This is a genomic window from Aquitalea sp. FJL05 (genome assembly GCF_003852595.1).
Taxonomy (GTDB): Bacteria; Pseudomonadota; Gammaproteobacteria; order Burkholderiales; family Chromobacteriaceae; genus Aquitalea; species Aquitalea aquatilis.
In genome coordinates this window covers 160,187-178,631 of sequence record NZ_QAJS01000015.1, presented here as the reverse complement: position 1 = coordinate 178,631, position 18,445 = coordinate 160,187, and the positions used below count along the sequence as shown (strand labels likewise).

Below are 18,445 nucleotides of genomic sequence, written 5' to 3'. Positions count from 1 at the left end.
GAACGAACCGGGGCAAGCGATTTTGTCGCCTGCCCGCGCAGACAGACCCAGCCTGCATCAGCTACAATGCCTGCCATGGAGAACATGGCAGGCAATTTTTTTCTTGTCGGGCTGATGGGCGCCGGCAAGACCACCGTTGGCAGAGCCCTGGCGCGCAAGACCGGCAAAACCTTCTACGACTCGGATCATGAAATCGAGGCGCGCACCGGCGTTCGCGTTGCCACCATATTCGATATCGAAGGCGAACTGCGCTTTCGCGACCGGGAAAGCTCAGTCATTGCCGACCTGGTCAGAATGGACAATATCGTCCTGGCCACCGGTGGGGGCGCAGTGCTGCGGCCGGAAAACCGTGCCGAACTGTCCCGTCACGGCGTGGTGATCTATTTGCGGGCATCCATCGACGACCTCTTGGCCCGCACCATGCACGACAAAAACCGCCCCCTGCTGCAGATTGCTGACCCCCGCTCCAAGCTGCAAAGCCTGCTGGAGCAGCGCGATCCGCTGTATCGCGAGGTCGCCGACATCGTAGTCGATACCTCGCAGCAAAACGTCAACCTGCTGGTCAGCCGCCTGCTCGATCAGTTGCATACTATCCCAGCCAAGACCTGACACATGATCACGCTCGACCTGACCTTGCCGGACACCCGCTACCCCATTCACATTGGCCACGGACTGCTCGATCAGGTCGAGCTGATCCTGCCCCACCTGCGCATTCCGCAGGTGGCCATCATCACCAATGATGTCGTCGCTCCGCTCTATCTGCAGCGCCTGACCCAGCAGTTGGAAAAGCATGGAGTACGCACCATTTCGGTCGTGTTGCCGGACGGTGAAGAGCACAAGAACTGGCAAACGCTGAATCTGATTTTCGACGCACTGCTGGCTGCCAATGCCGAACGCAAGACCACGCTGATTGCCCTGGGTGGCGGCGTGATCGGCGACATGACCGGCTTTGCCGCTGCCTGCTATCAGCGCGGTGCACCCTTCATCCAGATTCCCACCACCTTACTGGCACAAGTCGATTCCTCGGTGGGTGGCAAAACCGCCATCAACCATCCACTGGGCAAGAACATGATCGGTGCGTTCTACCAACCCCAGTTGGTTGTCGCCGACATGGACCTGCTCGCCACCCTGCCAGAACGTGAACTGTCTGCAGGTATCGCCGAAATCATCAAATACGGCCTTCTGGGCGATATCGACTTCCTCGGCTGGCTGGAAGCCAATATGGACAAGCTGCGCGCACGTGACCCGGCAGCACTGCAATATGCAGTGCGCCGTTCCTGCGAAATGAAGGCAGACATTGTCGGCCAGGATGAAAAGGAACAGGGCGTACGTGCCCTGCTCAACCTGGGCCACACCTTCGGCCACGCCATCGAAGCCGGCCTGGGCTACGGCAAATGGCTGCATGGCGAAGCGGTAGGTGCCGGCATGGTGCTGGCAGCTGCAGCCTCGCAGGCCATGGGCTGGCTGGAGGAGAAAGATGTAGCACGCGTGCAAGCGCTGATCGCCGCCGCTGGTCTGCCAATACGCAGCCCGGACTTTGGCGCAGCAGAATGGCTACGCCACATGGGCCACGACAAAAAGGTGGAGAGCGGAGTCATCCGTTTTGTCCTGCTCCAGCAACTGGGACAAGCCATCATCCAGCCCGGTCTGACACCCGCATTGCTCGACAAGCTGTTCAGCAGCCCGCATATCGACCCGACTCTGGCGCTCCAGTAAAAGCCCCTCCCAGCCCGCAAACGTTAAAACCTTTACGCCATTAAGGAGTTCTACGGATTGCGGGGATGCCCGGCTACCCGAATAATCGACTGCATAATTCAAGCAGAGAGAGAATCTCGGAGGGAAGCCCAGGTGGATGCCATTACCGCATTGACGGCCAGTTTCGGCCTGATGAGCACTTACTACCTTGCCCGCCAGCTGTGGCGCAAGGCAACGTATAAAAAGCCGCGCGCCCGCGGAATCGACCCAGTGGGCGAAGCTGAAGTTTTTCTGGCTTATGGCCGTACCGGTGATGCCGTGCGGGTCCTTAAAGACGCCATGAAAGACGAGCCGCACAATCTATCGATCAAGGTCACGCTGCTGCGAGCCTACTCCTCCGAAGGCAATGGCAAGGCTTACTGCCGTCTGGCACGAGATATCCAGGCCCAGGTCAAGGATCAGCCGGTATGGCACACCATCCAGGAGGCCGGCCGCCAGTTGGCTCCACAAGACCCCTTGTTTGCCGCCAACGCCTGATCCCTACCCTGCGACTACCATGAAAACAGGCTGCCTAAGGGCAGCCTGTTTTATTTCGCCAACGGCTCAAACCATCAGACCGCGCCCGCCTCCGGTTCACGGAACTGCAGACTGTGCAGGCGGGCATACAACCCATCCAGCGCCATCAATTGCTGATGACTCCCCTGCTCCGCCACCCGACCCTGATGCATCACGATGATGCGATCCGCATTTTCGATGGTCGACAAACGATGGGCGATGACGATGGTGGTACGGTTCTTCATCAGATTTTCCAGAGCAGCCTGCACCAGTCGTTCAGACTGGGTATCCAGTGCCGAAGTCGCCTCGTCCAGAATCAGCAATGGTGCATTCTTCAGCAGCGCACGGGCAATCGCCAGCCGCTGGCGCTGACCGCCAGACAGACGTACACCGTTTTCGCCAATCTGCGTGTCCAGCCCTTCAGGCATGGCCTCAATGAATTCCAGCGCATTGGCCGCCCTTGCCGCCTCGACGATCTGCTCACGGCTCACCTGATGACTGGAGCCATATGCGATATTGGCGGCCACGCTGTCATTGAACAGCACCACGTCCTGGCTCACCATGGCGATATGGTGGCGCAGGTCCGCCAATGCGATATCAGCCAGCGCCAGACCATCCAGAGTAATCTGCCCCGACAAGGGTTCGTAGAAGCGTGGAATCAGGCTGACCAGCGTGGTCTTGCCACTGCCAGAGGAGCCCACCAGCGCCACGGTCTCACCCGAATTCACGGTCAGATTGATGTCCTGCAGCACCACGCGCTCGGCATTGGGATAACGAAACGAGACGCCTTCAAAGCGCAAGCTACCTTGCGTAGCAGGCAAGCGCTTACGACCGTGATCCGGCTCGCCCGGCTCATCCAGAAAGGCAAAGACACTCTCCGCCGCAGCGAGGCCACGCTGCATGGCCTGCGAGATGCCGGTAATGCGCTTGACCGGTGCAAACAGCAGCATCATGGCGGTGAGAAATGACATGAAGTCACCAGCGGTAAATGCACCATGCTGGGCGCGCATCGCGGCGAAATACAGAATCGCCGCCAGCGCGCAGGCAATCATCAACTGCGTCACTCCGGTATTGGCCGAACTGGCAGCGCTTTGCTTGACGGCATTTCGGCGAATGGCCTGGGCTGCGCTATCAAAGCGTGCCTCTTCATACTGCTCGCCACCATACACCTTGATCACTTTTTGGCAATCCACGCCCTCGCCCAGAATCTGGGTCAGGTCCGCCATATGCTGCTGATTTTCCAGCGCCAGACCACGCAAGCGCTTGGCCACGATACGCATGCACACCGTCACCACCGGCATCACCAGCAGGCAGATCAACGTCAGCTGCCAGTCGATGTACAGCAGCCAGGCCAGCAGGCTGACCGCCGTCACACCATCTTTTACCGTGACGGTAATGACATTGAAGCCGGCCTCGGTCACCTGATTGACGTCAAAGGAAATGCGCGACACCAGCCGCCCGGACTGATTATCGGCATAGTACTGCACCGGCAGGCGGAGCATTTTGGCAAACATCTGCTGCCGCAGCGTTTGCACCAGATGCCCGGCCAGCCAGCTGGAGGTGTACTCGTTGATGAAACTGGTGACGCCACGCACCAGGAATACACCGATGATGGCCATCGGCACCCAGATGATGACCTGCGGGTCCTTGTTGACAAAGCCGCCATCAATCAGCGGTTTCATCAAGCGGGCAAACGCCGGCTCGGTCAGGGCCGCAATGGTCATGGAGACCAGCGACAGGGCGAAGACCTTCCAGTACTGCCAAATGTAGCGAATCAGGCGACGATAGGTTGTCCAGCTGTGATTCCAGTTGTCATTTTTACTCATGCAGAAACTTCCGTGCGCACCAGGTCGATATCCTGCCCCACCAGTTGTCCATAAGCGGACAACAGATCTGTGACCGAAAGATCGATCACATTTTTGCTTACCGGCTGCAAAACCTTATATGGAACTCCCCAGGGGTGCCATTTAGCCACATCGCTATCACCGAACATGCAGACAATCGGCTTACCAAGGCCAGCAGCGACATGCATGGCACCACCATCACTGCAGATCAGGACGTCAAGCAATGACAATCCACTCATCAACTCGTCAAGTTGATGGGTAGGCAAAGGTGTCAGCGGCAACCCCGCACAGCCCTCCATAATGAGGGCCGCCTTTTCATCATCCCCAGGATGAAATGGATTATCTGCGCTACCTGGTGACCAAAACAGCATGAGATGAACAGAGGTATCTTTGGCAATGGCATGTGCCAACTCAATGAAACGCTGAGCAGGCCACTGCTGGCTTGGTTTGCGAGCACTGATATGCAAGCCAACTAATCTTTTCCCCACAAGATCAGGTAATTTTCCCCGTATTGCTTCTGCCAGATCTGTCGCTGCCACCAAAGAAAGACCAGGGGTTGACACAGGCTCGTCTGTCAGCGGCTGCATCAGGTTCATCAGCATCTCAACCTCATGCATGACTTGAACAGGACTGGCGACAGGCAAATTGATCTGACTGGCGAGCGGGCTACCCGGTTCAGTGAAACCTAGGATATGGCGGGCACCAGTCTGCCTTGCCCAGCGCAAGGGCCTGGGCATACATCCTCCGTTCGCCAGCACCGCGACATCATAACGGGTACTACGCATTTTCAGCAGCAGCAGCAGTCGCTTCCAGTAAACCCCCAAGGCGCTCTCGCCTTTTTCTCGGTGCTTTGCCTTGGTATAAACATAAAGATTATCGACATCCGGGTGCCCTACCATAAGTGGGGCATTATAGCTATTCACCAGCAAATCCAGCCTAGCTTTTGGAAAGCGTGTCCTCAGAGCATGAATCAACGGTGTAGTACAAACCAGATCACCAATATTATCCCGCCGGATGACCAGAATTTTTTCAGGATTCACTCGAGTCCCTTTCCAAAGAAAAAACAAGCATCATGCAAAGCAAAAACATAAACTGTTCCAGCATATGGTCGCGGATATTACTATCCACCAGACTACGTCCAAAAAAACCAGTCACAACAAATGCCAACAACAATCCTTGAGAAGAATGATTTTTAAAGAAAGTCAATAAACCCTGCTGAAAACAAATCCACAAAAGGGCAATAAATATAATTAACCCCGGAATGCCATTCGCAATGGTGAAATCAAGTATTCCGCTATGAGAATGTGCCGTTTCAACCAGATCCGGATGTATTTTCTTTAACGCAACGCCAAATGCACTGCGATTATATCCAACGCCAATCGGTTCACGCGCGATCTGAAGTAGTGCTTCTTTTGCCCAGACAATACGTTCGTAATTTGATCCGCTCACTGGGCTCCCATCTGCCAGCAAGGGGTACTGACGATGAATCCACTCCTGATGGTCCTGTGTATCCCAAGCAATCGGCACGGTTTCGAGTAGTGACGCCCAGCGGGGATCAGATTTATAAGCAAACCAACCCAAGGTGGCGACCCCTGACAACACGAGCAGAACCAGACTAGCAACCAATATATTGTTGGTATTTTTCCGTTTAACAAACCAAAAAAGCAGTGAACAGGAAACCAGCAATGCCAAGGTACCAATCATGCCATTCCTGGTTTGCAAGGTGTAAGAGGCAAAAACACAAACAAGCCCGATAAATACAAAGAAAATACCAGGCAAAGGCATGTAGCGCCGCTTGAATAGGACTCGCCCCATTAGCTCTGCCGCAGAAAATGCCAGTAACAAATTGACGACATAAGTAAGAACCGTTCTGCTTTCCAGAATTCTGGTTTCACCCAACGGAATTTTTCCTGTTCTCACCCACTGCAATAACATATCTACATCATGCAGCATAACTTGTGAAAAAATTGCCAACATAAGCACTGTTAACACTGACGCAGAAGAAAGGCGCAACCGGCGACTAACCGACAGCGATGCCAACATGAAACCCATAGCACCGGCTAGTGCACTGCGTATCCATTGCCCCCATATTTCATGAAAGCTCACGACACGATTGTCGGAAAATAAAAAAGCGCACAAGACAATCCACAATGTCAGCACGCAATATATCTTCAAAGGCAAAACCGGAAAAAATCGACGCCAACCTCCATTACGTAAAATAGACCATACCAATGGAAAACAGATAAGCAAATCAACAGCCAACAGGCTATTACGCAATCCTGTGAGGTTTGGCATTGACCACACAAACATCAATGAAGCCGCCACCATAACAAGGATAATTTCCAGATACAGAGGGACACGCCGTACTGTACCCATTGAGTCAAATATCTTGTTCATTAAATTCATTCTCTTCAGGCAGTAACTGAACTAACGCTTGCAGCACCATAGATGGCTGCACTACCGCCATACACTGCGGCTTGTGACACTGCTCTGGCTTGTCACCCACCGTCCGGTAGCAACGCATCACCCATTCGGTCTGGCGATAATGCATATCACGCTGAATACGGCAAGGAAACCAAGCGGCACCCACACCTATACAGGGGGTGGCACTGAAAAAACGGCTGGCACCAAATAGGGTTTCGCTGCCAGGACCGAATAACATCACTTGTGGTGCAGCAGCAATCTTCGCCAGATGCGCAACGCCGGTATCCGGACAAACCGCTGCACGCGCGCCATGCAACAGCGCACGTAATTGAACCAGACTGAGACTGCCCGCCATCGTCACATCATCCGGTTCGGGCCGGATTTCATCCAGCAGCCGCTCTTCCCCGGGGCCGCAGGACCACACCACCGTTAGCGCTCTGGCACGTAGGTAAGCCGCCAGTTCACGCCAGTTGGCAGCCGGCCAGTAGCGGGTGGGCGAACTTGCGCCAACATGCAGTACGACATAAGTTTGGCCGAAAACTGGCAGGTTGACTGCTTCCAGCGGCCAATCGACAAGACTGAATGGTTTGGGATCTGGTCCCGCCACCAGCCGGGCGGCCGTGTCCGTCCATGATTCTGGCTGGTCGCTATACGCTACTGCCTCATCCACCAGCCAGTTTTTGTATGCCGGGGCCTCGGCAGCAAAACCGATGATCCAGTGCGCACCAATGGCACGCGCAAGGAAAGACAGCCTGTTTTCACCGCAGAGAAAGGCCAGATCGAAGCGCGGCATGGCAAATAGCTTACGTACCGAGGCAAAGTCTCGTGGATGCCAACCGACTGCAGTAATGCCGTAAGGCCTGCTCTGGTATAGCCCCACCTGTCCCTGCGGGCAGGCCAGTATGATCTCGGCAGCGGGATAGCGCTCGCGCAGTTTGGCCAGCAAGCTGGTGGCCATCAAGGCGTCGCCCAGTAGGAACTGATGCAACACCAAAATGCGCTGTACAGCCTCCTCGGCGGGACGCCGCCGCAACCACTGCCAGGGCAAACGGCATAATAGCGCGGCAAAAATCAGCAAGCGTCCAGGTAGTCGTCGCTGCTTTTTCATGCAGACTCCTCCATCACGCTATCAACCGCAGCAATCACCTGCTCCAGGCTGATCTGCTGTAGGCACTCACTCTGCCAACCTCCACCACAGCCGGCATTGCCGCACGGACGACAGGGCATGCGTGCTGCCACCACCCGATGTGGCACCTGCCATGGCCCCCACTCGATATCACCCGATGGGCCGAACAGCGCTACGCAGGGTGTTTTCATCGCCGAGGCGATATGCATGGGCACCGAATCCACACCGATATACAAGCGGGCATTGTCGATGGCCGCAGCCAGCTCTTTCAGGGTCAACTGGCCGGCCAGGCTGGCGGCGGGGGTAGCCAGACGCGACTGGATATCCGCCAGCATGGCCATTTCGTCGGGACTGGGTGCAGCGGTCAGCAACACTTTAAGGCCGCGCTGCTGCAGGGTATTGATCAGGGCCGCCATGTTTTCCACCGTCCAGCTTTTAAACAGCCAGCGCGAGGTGGGGTGGACCAGAATGTATTGCCCGGCGGTCAAACCAAGCTGCTCCAGCTTGGCCGCCAGCGTCGCTTCGGCATTGTGGCCAGGCACCAGCGTCAGTGCGCGCTGCTCAGGTGATGGGTACACGCCGATGCGACGCAGGGCATCCAGATGGATTTCAATGGTATGACGACGGTTGCCCGGCACCTGCAGATAGCGGTGGGTAAAGCTTTTGCGGAACAGCTTACCGTAAGGACCATCCGGCCCCACCGACCAGCGTGGTGCCAGCAAACGGACCAGCCAGGCCCCGCGCTTGTGCTCGGTCAGGGTAATGACCAGATCGTAGTGACGCTGGCGCAAGGCCGACAGCAAGCCCAGCTCGGCCTTGAACTGGCCGAATACGCCCAATTTTTTCCAGTTGCGATCTATCGTATGCAGCTGGCTGATGGCCGGATGCAGACTGAGCATTTCCTGCGTGTCGCGGTAGACCAGTGCATCGATTTCCAGATGTGGAGCCTGCTGTTTGAGCGCGGCAAAAACCGGAGACGTCAGCAAGACATCCCCATGATGGCGCAGTTTGATGACCAAGACGCGCCGTACCTGGTTCAGATCGATGGAGTCGTTTAGCATTTCACTCATGCGGTAAGAAAATCATTCGCTTGCGCCTTGCGACAAGGCAATCTGGCACGGTTCAAGACGTGTGCGCGGCAAGGAGTTTTTCATATTGTTGCAACATGACATCGGTCATGGCTTGCAGGGTCAGCCCCTCTACCGCCTGACGAGCCTGCTGGCACCAGACTGCCCAGTCCTGTCGGTGTTGAAGCCAGTTTGCCACCCCGTCATGCCACCCCTGCAGGTCATCCACCGCGGCGACCCAGCCATTACGGCCATTGGTCAGCAACTCGGCACTGCCGCAGGTGGTCGTGGTGAACACCGGCAGCCCCGCGGCCATGGCTTCAACACACACATTGGGGAAGGGATCATACAGCGTGGGCAATATAAAGGCATCCGCCATCCCGTAAAATGGCTTTACATCTTGTTGTGCCCCGGTAAAGCGCACCCGCGCCTTCATCCCCAAGCGTTCGGCCAATACCTGATAACGGGCAGCGTGCTTATCGCCGCCGACAACGACAAGATAGATTTCGGGAAATTTCTGCAGTACCTGCAGTGCCCTGGCCACGCCTTTGCGCTCAAAGCCGGAGCCGACATACAGCATGACCGGCGCTGAAGCTGGAATGCCGTACTGCTTGCGCATATCGGCACGATACTGCTGCTGTAATCCCGGATGAAACTGTGCGGTGTCGACGCCATTGTAAACAATGGCGAAGCGCTGATCCGGCAAGCCAAAATATTGCTGTATTTCTTGTTTCACCATGTGCGAATTACACACCACCAGACGCAAGTCTGGATGCTGAAACATGGCTTTTTCAGCATATTGCACATAGTGGTGATAGGGATTCAGCAGTAGCGACAGGCGCCCAAACCAGCCCAAATGCCGACGACGCAGTTGCAGCCAATGCCGATGCACGCCATCGCCGGCACGAAAAATATGGCAACCCGGGATGCGCTCATGCGACTGGACCAGATCAAAACCTTCCTGCTGCCAACGCCGCCGCGCCGACCACGCGAATCCCCAGTCACGCCACAAGCTGCCCAAATAGAAAGGATTGACCCGACATTCGGCAATGCCCTCCAGTTTTTCCCAATTGCGTGCAATCAGGGAAACACTCAGCGCATGCTGCTGGGTCAGCGCCTGCAAGGCGCGGCTGACAAAACGCTCTGCGCCGCCGGCGGGGTTGTATTTTTGACGAACAATGGCAAGGCGTGTCATCCGGGATAGGGCTTCCATTCACACTGAACAGCAGATCAGGCAACGATGCTGCTAAAAACAAAAGCCGGATCAGGCATCCGGCTCGACATTCAGCAGTTGCAAAAGATCGGCGATTTTATCAGGGTCTTCGGATCGAAGCATGCGTCCTGCAATGGGCGCGATATCGTCCAGATGGGTATTGAGCACTACCCGCTTGACGGCCAGCAAGCTGGCCGGGTGCATGGAGAACCTGCGCAGGCCCATGCCCAGCAGCAGCCGGGTCAGGCGCGGGTCGCCGGCCATTTCACCGCACACCGACACCGGCACCCCACCCTTGATACCGGTACGGATGGTATGCAGGATCAGTTTCAGTACCGCCGGATGCACCGGGTCGTACAGATGGCTGACCGAATCGTCGTTGCGGTCGATGGCCAGGGTGTACTGGATCAGGTCGTTGGTGCCGATGGACAGGAAATCGACATGCTTGATGAAGCTGCCCACCACCAGCGCGGCGGAGGGAATCTCGATCATGGCACCGACTTCGACCTCTTTGTCGAAAGGCAGGCCTTCTTCGTGCAGCTCCTGCTTGGCGTAATCCAGCTGGGCAATCGACTGCTTGAGTTCCCCCAGCGAATTGAGCATGGGGAACAGGATCTTGATCTTGCCGTAATGGGAAGCACGCAGCAGCGCGCGCAACTGGGCGCGGAACATCAAGGGCTCGGCCAGACACAGGCGGATGCCGGTCAGGCCCAGCGCCGGGTTGTCGGCCACATCATGATTCAGCCACTTCGGGTTCTTGTCGGCCCCCAGATCCATGGTTCGGATGGTGACCGGCAAGCCTTTCATGTCTTCGGCCACCTTGCGGTAAGCCTCGAACTGTTCGTCCTCGGTGGGCAGGGTGTCACGGCCCAGAAACAGGAATTCACTGCGGAACAGGCCAACGCCAACCGCGCCCGAACCGCGCACCACTTCCACATCCTGCGGCAATTCGATATTGGCCAGCAGTTCGATCACCGTACCATCGCGGGTTTTGGCATCAGACTTGCGGATGGAGGACAGCTTGCGCTTGGCATCGCGCCAGGCACGCTGGCGCCGGCGGTATTCACTGAGGACCAGCTCATCCGGATTGACGATCAGCACGCCTTGCTGGCCATCGACGATGATCTGCTCTTCTTCGCGGATCAGCTCACGGGCGTGGTGCAGGGCGATGACCGAGGGCAGGTCGAGACTACGCCCCAGAATGGCGGTATGCGAGGTGGCCCCGCCTACGTCGGTGACGAAGGCGGCAAAGTTGGAATCCTTGAAATACACCATGTCGGCCGGCGACAGGTCGTGCGCCACCAGAATGGTATCGTCCAGCAGGTCGCCGGGAGCCGGCAACTGCGGGGCGTGGCCATCCAGGTTCTTGAAGATGCGCTCCACCACTTGCAGCACGTCGTTCTTGCGCTCGCGCAGGTAGTCTTCTTCGATGGCGTCAAACTGTTCGACCAGCAGGTCGCACTGCAGCTTCAGCGCCCATTCGGCATTGCAGTGCTGCTTTTCGATGATTTCGCGCGGCTCGCGCGAGATGGTGACATCACCCAGCAGCATGATGTGCAAGGACAGGAAAGCGCCCAGTTCGGCCGGTGCGTTTTCCGGGATGCTGCCCCACAACATTTCCAGCTCTTTGCGCGTGGCGCGCACCGCTTCGTCGAAGCGGGTCATTTCGGCCGGAATTTCCGCGTCTTCCAGGCCGTAGTGCGCCACATCGTCCATGCTGCGCGAGATGAGATGGGCCCGGCCAATTGCGATGCCGCCACCAATGGCTACACCATGCAGGGTGATATTCATCGTCCCATCCCCTCCTCAAGCGGGCTGATTCATTCAGCCTCGTCAAACCGGTTATTGATCAGTGCTACCAGCGCATCCAGCGCTTCCTGTTCGTCAGGGCCAGCCACGTCCAGCTCGATGGTGGAGCCCTTGGCGGCCGCCAGCATCATCACCCCCATGATGCTCTTGCCGTTTACGCGGCGACCATTGCGGGCAATGCCCACATCGCTCTTGAAGCGGCTGGCAAGCTGGGTGAATTTACTCGATGCGCGAGCATGCAGGCCAAGTTTATTGATAATTTGTATTTCAACGCGCAGCATTTCCGTCCCCCGGGAGAATATAAAGCACACCTTCCAAGCCGCCGGTAATGGCCTTGCTGACCACGATCTCCAGCGGCTGGGTGCTGTAGCTGAGCGCTCGCACCAGCATCGGCAGGCTGACGCCGGCAACGGCCTCGACCTTGCCCGGATTGATCAGCCGGCTGGCGATATTGGATGGCGTGCCGCCATACATATCAGTCAATACCACCACGCCATCGCCCTGTTCCAGGCGTGCCACCAGCGCAGCGGCTTCGACCAGTTTCTGATCCGGATCCTCGGTTTTTTCTACCGCCAGCGTGGCGATATTGTCCGGGTCCCGTCCCAATACGTGCCGGGCGCAGTCCAGTAGACAGGCGCCCAGATTGCCATGTGATATGACTAGTACACCAACCATGCCCGAGTCTTCTTGTCCGTAACGATTATTGGCACACAGCCGCATGCTGCCCGGCTGTGCTCATGTCTGCTGCGAATCCGGCATTGTAGCAGGCCCGTTTTCCACCCGCCGGTACCAGGCCAGTTTATCCGCCAGCGTGACCACGCTGCCCACTATGATAAGCGCAGGCGAGGCTACGCCATAGGAGGAAATCAGTGCCGGCAGGCTGCTCAGGGTGCCGGTCAGCGTTCGTTGCCGTGCCGTGGTGGCCCATTCGATCACCGCGACCGGCGTATCTGCCGGCTTGCCATGCTGGATGAAGGCGGCACACAGCTCCGCGGCCATGGTCAGCCCCATGTACACCACCACGGTCTGATCTGGTCGGGTCAGCGCCGGCCAGTCCAGATTGATGCTGCCGTCTTTCTTGTGGCCGGTGACAAAGGTGACCGACTGCGCATGGTCGCGGTGGGTCAAGGGTATACCGGCATAGCTGGCTGCGCCATTTGCCGAGGTAATACCCGGTACGACTTCAAACGGAATGCCATGCTCGGCCAGGGTTTCGATTTCCTCGCCACCACGGCCGAAGGTAAAGGGATCGCCGCCTTTCAGGCGCAATACCCGCTTGCCTTCGCTGGCCAATCTTACCATCAGCAGATTAATGTCTTCCTGCGGCAGGCTGTGGTTGGCACGGGCCTTGCCCACGTAAATGCGCTCGGCGTCGCGGCGTACCAGTTCCAGTAATTCCGGGGCCACCAGATTGTCATGCAAGACCACGTCGGCCTGCTGCATCAGCCGCAGCGCACGGAAGGTCAGCAGGTCCGGATTGCCCGGCCCGGCTCCCACCAGGTATACCGCGCCGCTAGGCGTGTCATTGGTGCTGGCCAGGCGCTTTTCCATTTCCAGACTGGCGGCGGCTTCACGGCCATTCATCACGGCTTCGGCCACCGGGCCTTCCAGCACCGATTCCCAGAAGGCGCGGCGCGCTTCCACATCGCTGAAGCGGGCTTTTACCTTGTCGCGAAAGCGCGCGGAAAAAGCCGCCAGCAGGCCGAAACCCGCCGGGATGATGCTCTCCAGCCGGGCGCGGACCAGCCGCGCCAGCACCGGGACGGCACCGCCGGAAGATACCGCAATCACCAGCGGAGAACGGTCGATGATGGCCGGCGTGATGTAGGTGGACAATTCCGGATCATCCACCACATTCACCGGGATATTGTGGGCCTGGGCCGCTACGGAAACCTGCTGATTGACCGCGCGCTGGTCAGTGGCGGCGACCACCAGCCGCATGCCGGCAACCTGCTCGGGGGCGAAATACCCCGGCAACCAGTGCAAAGCGCCCTGCTGCGCCATTTCGCCCAGTTCGGCGGTCAGCTCAGGCGCGACCACGGTCATCTTCGCACCGGCCGCCTTCAGCAGACGAACCTTGCGCAAGGCGACATCGCCCCCGCCCACGACCAGGCAGGGGGCATCCTGCAGCTTCAGAAAAATCGGAAAGTAATCCATGCATCGCTCCACAACAATGGCCACAGCATACTTTATTTGTTGCATAAAAACGACGAGCTACCGGTACTCTGCCTGATTTTCGTCATCACAATTTCCCTGCCAAATGCCATGATGAGATGAAGCCCTCGGCAATAGACAAGCAGGGCAACTTCAGGAAGCGGCGGGTACACATTGAATATCTTCAGATCAAAATGCAGCAAGACCGGCCAGGGCAGCGCCCTGCTGCTGGCGCTGGGCAGCCCGCTGGCCTGGGCCACCGAACGGTCTCACGCCGTTTGGGACTGGCAGCTGGCAGGCTTGCTCGGCGCTGCCGTCGGCATCTGGCTGGGCAGTCTGTGGCAGCGCCGACGCCAGCTGCATGAGCAAGCCCGCACGCTGCGTTTTCTGGTGGAACACTCCAGTGCCGCCTTGCTGGCACTGGATGGGCAGGGCCAGTTGCAAGCCGCCGGGCAGGGCTGCACGGCCCTGCTCGGACGGCAGCCGCACAGCCTGGAAGAGTGCGGCCTCTCACCAGCACAGTGCCTGGCGCTGCAACAGCAAACTGCCTTGCTGGCACCCCCGCAGCATGTCGAGGTGCAGGATGCACAAGGCCGCACCCGGCAGTTGGGCTTGCAACAAATCGTGCTGCCAGCCGGCAGATCGCCCGGTAACTGGCGGCTGCTGTTATTGCACGATGCCAGCGATGAAGGCAGGCCGACACGGCTGGGCAATACCATCGCCACGGTGTTACAGGGCAGCCGCATCGGTCTGGGCGAATTCGATCTTGGCAAGCAGCAAGTCAGCTGCTCGCCTGGCTCGCTGCACAAGCTGCTGGGGCTGGACCCGCAGCTGGAAAGAATGAGTCTGGACGACTGGCTGCAACGGCTGCACCCGGAAGACCGCCCCTTGCTGGAAAACGCGCTGCAGGCGGCCTGTCATCATCCGGCCACTAGCCACAGCCTGGAATACCGCATGCGACATGCCGACCAGCACTGGGAGTGGCTGGAGCAGACCTTGCAGGCCGGCACGCAGGCGGACGACGGCGCCATCGTGCTGGCACTCAACCAGATCATCACCGCGCGCAAGCTGGCCGAGGCCGCCATGCGGCGGCGCGAGCAGGAATTCCGCACGCTGGTGGAAAACTCCAGCGACATCATCGCCCGCTACGATCTGGAACTGCGCTGCCAGTTCATCAACCGCAGCGTCAGCCGCTACTCGCCGCTGATCCGCGATGAACACATCGGCAAAACCGTCAGCGAAAAGGGCTGGCCGGCCGAGGTTGTCAGCCTGTTCGAGTCGCAATGTCAGCAGTTGATCGAAACCTGGGAACCGCGCTGCTTCGAACTGGAGCTGCTGTCGCACAACCGGCGCTATATTTTCGAAACCCGGCTGTTTCCCGAGTTCGACAACAATGGCAAGCTCACCAGCATTTTGTCGGTCGACCGGGAAATTACCGATACCCGCCAGGCCAATCGTCTGCTGAGCGAAGAAAACGCGGTGATGGAGATGATTGCCTCCAATCAGCCGCTGCAGGACACGCTGGCACAGATCTGCACCATGATCGAATCCCAGCTCACCGGCGGGCTGTGTTCGGTGATGCTGCTGACCGAAGATGGCCAGCACCTGCACGTGGCCTCCGGCAACAGCCTGCCGCCGACATACAGCGCCATGATCGAAGGCATTGCCATCGGCCCCGAAGTCGGCTCCTGTGGCACCGCGGCCTACTGGAAGCGCACCATCATTGTCGAGGACATGGAAAGCAGCCCGCTGTGGCAGCCCTATCTGGACCTGGTACGGCCCTATCAACTGCGTGCCTGCTGGTCTACCCCGCTGTTCAGCAGCACGCGCGAGCTGCTGGGCACCTTTGCCATTTACTACACCGAGCCGCGCACGCCCAACCCCGACGAAATGCGGCTGGTTTACCGCAGTTCCCACATCACCGCCATTGCCCTGCAGCGCGACATCCACGAGAAAAAGCTGTTCCAGCTGGCCACCAAGGACGAGCTGACCCGGCTGGACAATCGCCGTCATTTCCTGGAGCAGGCCGAACGTGAAATCAGGCGCAGCCAGCGCTATCAGCAGCCGATGGCAGTGCTGATGATGGATCTGGACCATTTCAAGAACATCAACGACCAGTACGGCCATGCCGCCGGCGATCAGGTCATCACCCACTTCGCCACGCTGTGCCGCGAAGTGCTGCGCACGAGCGATCTGACCGGACGACTGGGTGGCGAGGAGTTTGCCGCCCTGCTGCCCAATACCGGCGACAGCGCTGCACTGGCGGCGGCAGAACGTCTGCGCGAAGCGGTCAGCCAGAGCCGGGTCGAGGTCAACGGCCAGCAGATCCACTACACCGTCAGCGTGGGGCTGTCCTTGCTGCGCAGTACCGATCTGCATGTGGACGACCCGCTGAAGCGCGCCGACAAGCTGCTATATCAGGCCAAGCACCTGGGGCGCGACCGGGTTTGCCATGACCTGCTGCCGGCGCTGGATTAAAATGGGGCTTTTGTCAGGCAGCCGCCCATCGTGAGTCACTGGCACACCGACTATCTGTCCCACCCGCTCTACCAGCCAGTCCAGACCTTCGCCAAGCTGTTGGCCTTGTCCGACTGGCCTGATCAGCAGGCTTACGACCAGCTACTGACGCTGGCCCGCCCCTTGGCCGCCCTGCCGGCTGGCTTACGCTTTTGCAGCGACCTGCAAACCGCCTCCTACTACGAAACCCATATTGCCGACACCGGCGAGGTACCCACTCGCAGCGAAAACTGGCACGACTGGTTCAATGCCCTGGCCTGGCTGGCCTGGCCGCGGAGCAAAGCGGCGCTGAATGCACGCCATGTGCGCGCCATCGGCCGTGGCGAAATCAAGCGCGGGCCGCGGCGTGATGCCGCCACCTTGCTGGATGAGTGTGGGGTCGTCGTCGCCTGCGCCGAGCCGGCATTGGGACAGGCACTGGACGATATGCAATGGCAAACGCTGTTTGTAGATGAGCGTCACGCCTGGGGGCGGCAGATCAGTGTGCATGCCCTGGGACATGCCCTGTTTGAAACCGGCCTGGCACCGCACCTGGGCTGGTGCGGCAAGGCGCTGCTGATGGCGGTGGAGCCTGACTTCTTTGCCCTGCCCGAGCCCGTACAGCGCGAACAACTGGATAGCCGGCTGGCCACCCTGCTGGCCGATGACGACTGGCTGGCCAGCCCCCGCCAGCTATGGCCGCTACCCTTGCTGGGCATTCCCGGCTGGTGGCCGGACAACACCGAGCCGTCCTTCTATCAGAATACCGACTACTTCCGCCCCAGCCGGCGGGCAAAGTCTTCCAGCGACACGCTCTGAAGCCGCTCGGTCACCGTGCCGAGCAGGTTTTCTATCCCCTGGCCCACCTCATCGTCATTGGCCAGATCCGCCCGATAGACAAACAGCTGGAACAGCTCGGACAGCTGCACCGCAGTCAGCTTTTTCATCAGCACCCAGCCATCGCGCTGGCCTTTCTGCACATAGCCATGCAATGCCAGCTTGTCCAGCACCAGGCCCAGCTCGTCATAGCCTATCTTGACCTGCTGACGCAATTGCACCGGTGTCAGGCTGCAGCCCTGCTCCTGCGCCGCATCCAGCATCAGCAACACCTCCACCGCATCCAGAAAGCGCCGCCGTGGTTCGAAGCGCCGCCGCCAGGCCCCGCCTTCCCAGTAGGAAAGCGAAGCGGTAAACACCGCCCCGGCCAGCACAACCATCCACAGGCAATACACCCACAACAGAAAAATCGGAATACTGGCAAAAGCCCCGTACACCAGCTGGTAACTGGCCACCTGACCGATGTAATAACCGAAACCCAGCTTGGTCAGCTCCAGCAGCACCGCCGTGATCATCGCGCCCAGCACCGCGTGGCGAATCGGCACAAAGCGGTTGGGCACAATGCGGTACAACAGCGACAGCACGATGCCGGTGAGCAAGATGGTGCCGCCCGCCTCTACCGTACTGGCCAGCAAGGGCATGGTTTTTTCGAAGCGGGTGAACTTGAGCAGCCAGCGCCAGGACAGCAGGCCGCCACCCAGCACCAGCGGGCCCAGCGTCAGCACCGTCCAGTAGACCATGCTCTGCTGCAGCCAGGGCCGGCCGCGGCGCACGCTCCAGATGGCATTGAAGGTGCGCTCGATGGTGGACATCAGCATCAGCGCGGTCACCCCCAGCATGATGATGCCGGCGGCGGTGAGTTTTTCTGCATTGTCGGCAAACTGACGCATGTAGACGGAAATCACCTTGCCGGCGAACTCCGGTACCAGTGTCGACAACAGCAATACCTTGAAGCGCGTGCTGTAGTCGGAAAACACCGGAAAGGCCGAAATCACCGTCAAGGCAATGGTGAACAAGGGCACCAGTGCCAGCAGGGTGGTAAAGGTCAGGCTGCCGGCAACCTGCATCACGCGCAGGCGGCTCATGCGGCGGATCAGGAAGCCGGAAAAACCGACTTGCGTTGCATATTTGGCGGGCAGTTTCATGAGGCGCAAGGTAATTCAGCCACTGCCGGCTGGCAAGCAGCAATGTACTGGCGGCGGACCGCAACCCGTCGCCAGGCTGT

16 protein-coding genes are annotated in these 18,445 nt (G+C 58.7%); 5 read left to right on the top strand and 11 right to left on the bottom strand.

All coding sequences use genetic code 11. The annotated features are described in order from the left end of the window. Window positions 1-66 precede the first annotated feature (66 nt). The 3 genes from aroK to DBR44_RS13650 all read left to right on the top strand — a co-directional run bounded on the left by aroK (window position 67) and on the right by DBR44_RS13650 (window position 2,232). Complete coding sequence (gene aroK / locus DBR44_RS13660; protein WP_137008683.1) at window positions 67-609, top strand: shikimate kinase AroK; 543 nt, start codon at window positions 67-69, stop codon at window positions 607-609. Window positions 610-612: 3 nt separating this feature from the next. Continuing rightward, entirely contained in the window at window positions 613-1,716 is a 1,104-nt protein-coding gene (gene aroB, locus DBR44_RS13655) for a 3-dehydroquinate synthase (protein WP_124644584.1), read from the top strand. A 132-nt stretch (window positions 1,717-1,848) separates the two neighbouring features. Beyond that, window positions 1,849-2,232 carry a FimV family protein gene (locus tag DBR44_RS13650; RefSeq protein ID WP_233578556.1) on the top strand — a complete coding sequence of 128 codons (384 nt, stop codon included), beginning with the start codon at window positions 1,849-1,851 and terminating at the stop codon, window positions 2,230-2,232. Window positions 2,233-2,306: 74 nt separating this feature from the next. Here the strand turns inward: DBR44_RS13650 and msbA are convergent, their stop codons facing one another. The 10 genes from msbA to cysG form a co-directional block, all read right to left on the bottom strand. Further along, entirely contained in the window at window positions 2,307-4,076 is a 1,770-nt protein-coding gene (gene msbA, locus DBR44_RS13645; RefSeq protein WP_124644583.1) for a lipid A export permease/ATP-binding protein MsbA, read from the bottom strand. Continuing rightward, on the bottom strand, window positions 4,073-5,134 hold the full coding sequence (locus tag DBR44_RS13640) for a glycosyltransferase family 9 protein (protein WP_124644582.1): 1,062 nt from the start codon (window positions 5,132-5,134) through the stop codon (window positions 4,073-4,075). Before DBR44_RS13640 ends, msbA begins: the two co-directional genes overlap by 4 nt. Then, the gene (locus DBR44_RS13635) at window positions 5,124-6,491 is read right to left on the bottom strand and encodes an O-antigen ligase (RefSeq protein WP_158613620.1); all 1,368 of its coding nucleotides are present in this window, start codon (window positions 6,489-6,491) and stop codon (window positions 5,124-5,126) included. Before DBR44_RS13635 ends, DBR44_RS13640 begins: the two co-directional genes overlap by 11 nt. Beyond that, window positions 6,475-7,626, bottom strand: a complete 1,152-nt coding sequence (locus DBR44_RS13630; protein ID WP_124644580.1) for a glycosyltransferase family 9 protein — start codon at window positions 7,624-7,626, stop codon at window positions 6,475-6,477. Before DBR44_RS13630 ends, DBR44_RS13635 begins: the two co-directional genes overlap by 17 nt. Continuing rightward, entirely contained in the window at window positions 7,623-8,714 is a 1,092-nt protein-coding gene (gene rfaQ / locus DBR44_RS13625; RefSeq protein ID WP_233578555.1) for a putative lipopolysaccharide heptosyltransferase III, read from the bottom strand. Before rfaQ ends, DBR44_RS13630 begins: the two co-directional genes overlap by 4 nt. Before the next feature lie 52 nt (window positions 8,715-8,766). Beyond that, window positions 8,767-9,906, bottom strand: coding sequence for a glycosyltransferase family 4 protein (locus DBR44_RS13620; protein ID WP_124644579.1), 1,140 nt, complete (start codon window positions 9,904-9,906; stop codon window positions 8,767-8,769). A 69-nt stretch (window positions 9,907-9,975) separates the two neighbouring features. Beyond that, on the bottom strand, window positions 9,976-11,715 hold the full coding sequence (gene ptsP / locus DBR44_RS13615; RefSeq protein ID WP_124644578.1) for a phosphoenolpyruvate--protein phosphotransferase: 1,740 nt from the start codon (window positions 11,713-11,715) through the stop codon (window positions 9,976-9,978). Between the two features lie 29 nt (window positions 11,716-11,744). Continuing rightward, window positions 11,745-12,014 (bottom strand): HPr family phosphocarrier protein, encoded by a 270-nt coding sequence (locus DBR44_RS13610; RefSeq protein ID WP_103523523.1) that lies wholly within the window; start codon window positions 12,012-12,014, stop codon window positions 11,745-11,747. After that, window positions 12,001-12,408 carry a PTS sugar transporter subunit IIA gene (locus DBR44_RS13605; RefSeq protein WP_124644577.1) on the bottom strand — a complete coding sequence of 136 codons (408 nt, stop codon included), beginning with the start codon at window positions 12,406-12,408 and terminating at the stop codon, window positions 12,001-12,003. The genes DBR44_RS13610 and DBR44_RS13605 overlap by 14 nt, the downstream gene beginning before the upstream one ends. A 60-nt stretch (window positions 12,409-12,468) precedes the next feature. Continuing rightward, window positions 12,469-13,890, bottom strand: coding sequence for a siroheme synthase CysG (gene cysG, locus DBR44_RS13600; RefSeq protein WP_124644576.1), 1,422 nt, complete (start codon window positions 13,888-13,890; stop codon window positions 12,469-12,471). Window positions 13,891-14,061: 171 nt separating this feature from the next. On the opposite strand from cysG, the gene DBR44_RS13595 reads away from it, so the two are divergent. Together DBR44_RS13595 and DBR44_RS13590 are read left to right on the top strand one after the other, a co-directional pair. Next, window positions 14,062-16,365 carry a diguanylate cyclase gene (locus DBR44_RS13595; protein ID WP_124644575.1) on the top strand — a complete coding sequence of 768 codons (2,304 nt, stop codon included), beginning with the start codon at window positions 14,062-14,064 and terminating at the stop codon, window positions 16,363-16,365. A 30-nt stretch (window positions 16,366-16,395) separates the two neighbouring features. Next, complete coding sequence (locus DBR44_RS13590; RefSeq protein ID WP_124644574.1) at window positions 16,396-17,202, top strand: DUF3025 domain-containing protein; 807 nt, start codon at window positions 16,396-16,398, stop codon at window positions 17,200-17,202. Here DBR44_RS13590 and DBR44_RS13585 read toward each other — a convergent pair. After that, complete coding sequence (locus tag DBR44_RS13585; protein WP_124644573.1) at window positions 17,154-18,365, bottom strand: YihY family inner membrane protein; 1,212 nt, start codon at window positions 18,363-18,365, stop codon at window positions 17,154-17,156. The two genes, DBR44_RS13590 and DBR44_RS13585, sit on opposite strands and share 49 nt — an antisense overlap. Window positions 18,366-18,445: the final 80 nt, after the last annotated feature.

Coding starts and splice junctions, on each gene's coding strand:
- aroK (WP_137008683.1), top strand. CDS start 67: ATGCCTGCCATGGAGAACATGGCAGGCAATTTTTTTCTTGTCGGGCTG.
- aroB (WP_124644584.1), top strand. CDS start 613: ATGATCACGCTCGACCTGACCTTGCCGGACACCCGCTACCCCATTCAC.
- msbA (WP_124644583.1), bottom strand. CDS start 4,076: ATGAGTAAAAATGACAACTGGAATCACAGCTGGACAACCTATCGTCGC.
- DBR44_RS13635 (WP_158613620.1), bottom strand. CDS start 6,491: ATGAACAAGATATTTGACTCAATGGGTACAGTACGGCGTGTCCCTCTG.
- DBR44_RS13630 (WP_124644580.1), bottom strand. CDS start 7,626: ATGAAAAAGCAGCGACGACTACCTGGACGCTTGCTGATTTTTGCCGCG.
- rfaQ (WP_233578555.1), bottom strand. CDS start 8,714: ATGAGTGAAATGCTAAACGACTCCATCGATCTGAACCAGGTACGGCGC.
- DBR44_RS13620 (WP_124644579.1), bottom strand. CDS start 9,906: ATGACACGCCTTGCCATTGTTCGTCAAAAATACAACCCCGCCGGCGGC.
- ptsP (WP_124644578.1), bottom strand. CDS start 11,715: ATGAATATCACCCTGCATGGTGTAGCCATTGGTGGCGGCATCGCAATT.
- DBR44_RS13610 (WP_103523523.1), bottom strand. CDS start 12,014: ATGCTGCGCGTTGAAATACAAATTATCAATAAACTTGGCCTGCATGCT.
- DBR44_RS13605 (WP_124644577.1), bottom strand. CDS start 12,408: ATGGTTGGTGTACTAGTCATATCACATGGCAATCTGGGCGCCTGTCTA.
- cysG (WP_124644576.1), bottom strand. CDS start 13,890: ATGGATTACTTTCCGATTTTTCTGAAGCTGCAGGATGCCCCCTGCCTG.
- DBR44_RS13585 (WP_124644573.1), bottom strand. CDS start 18,365: ATGAAACTGCCCGCCAAATATGCAACGCAAGTCGGTTTTTCCGGCTTC.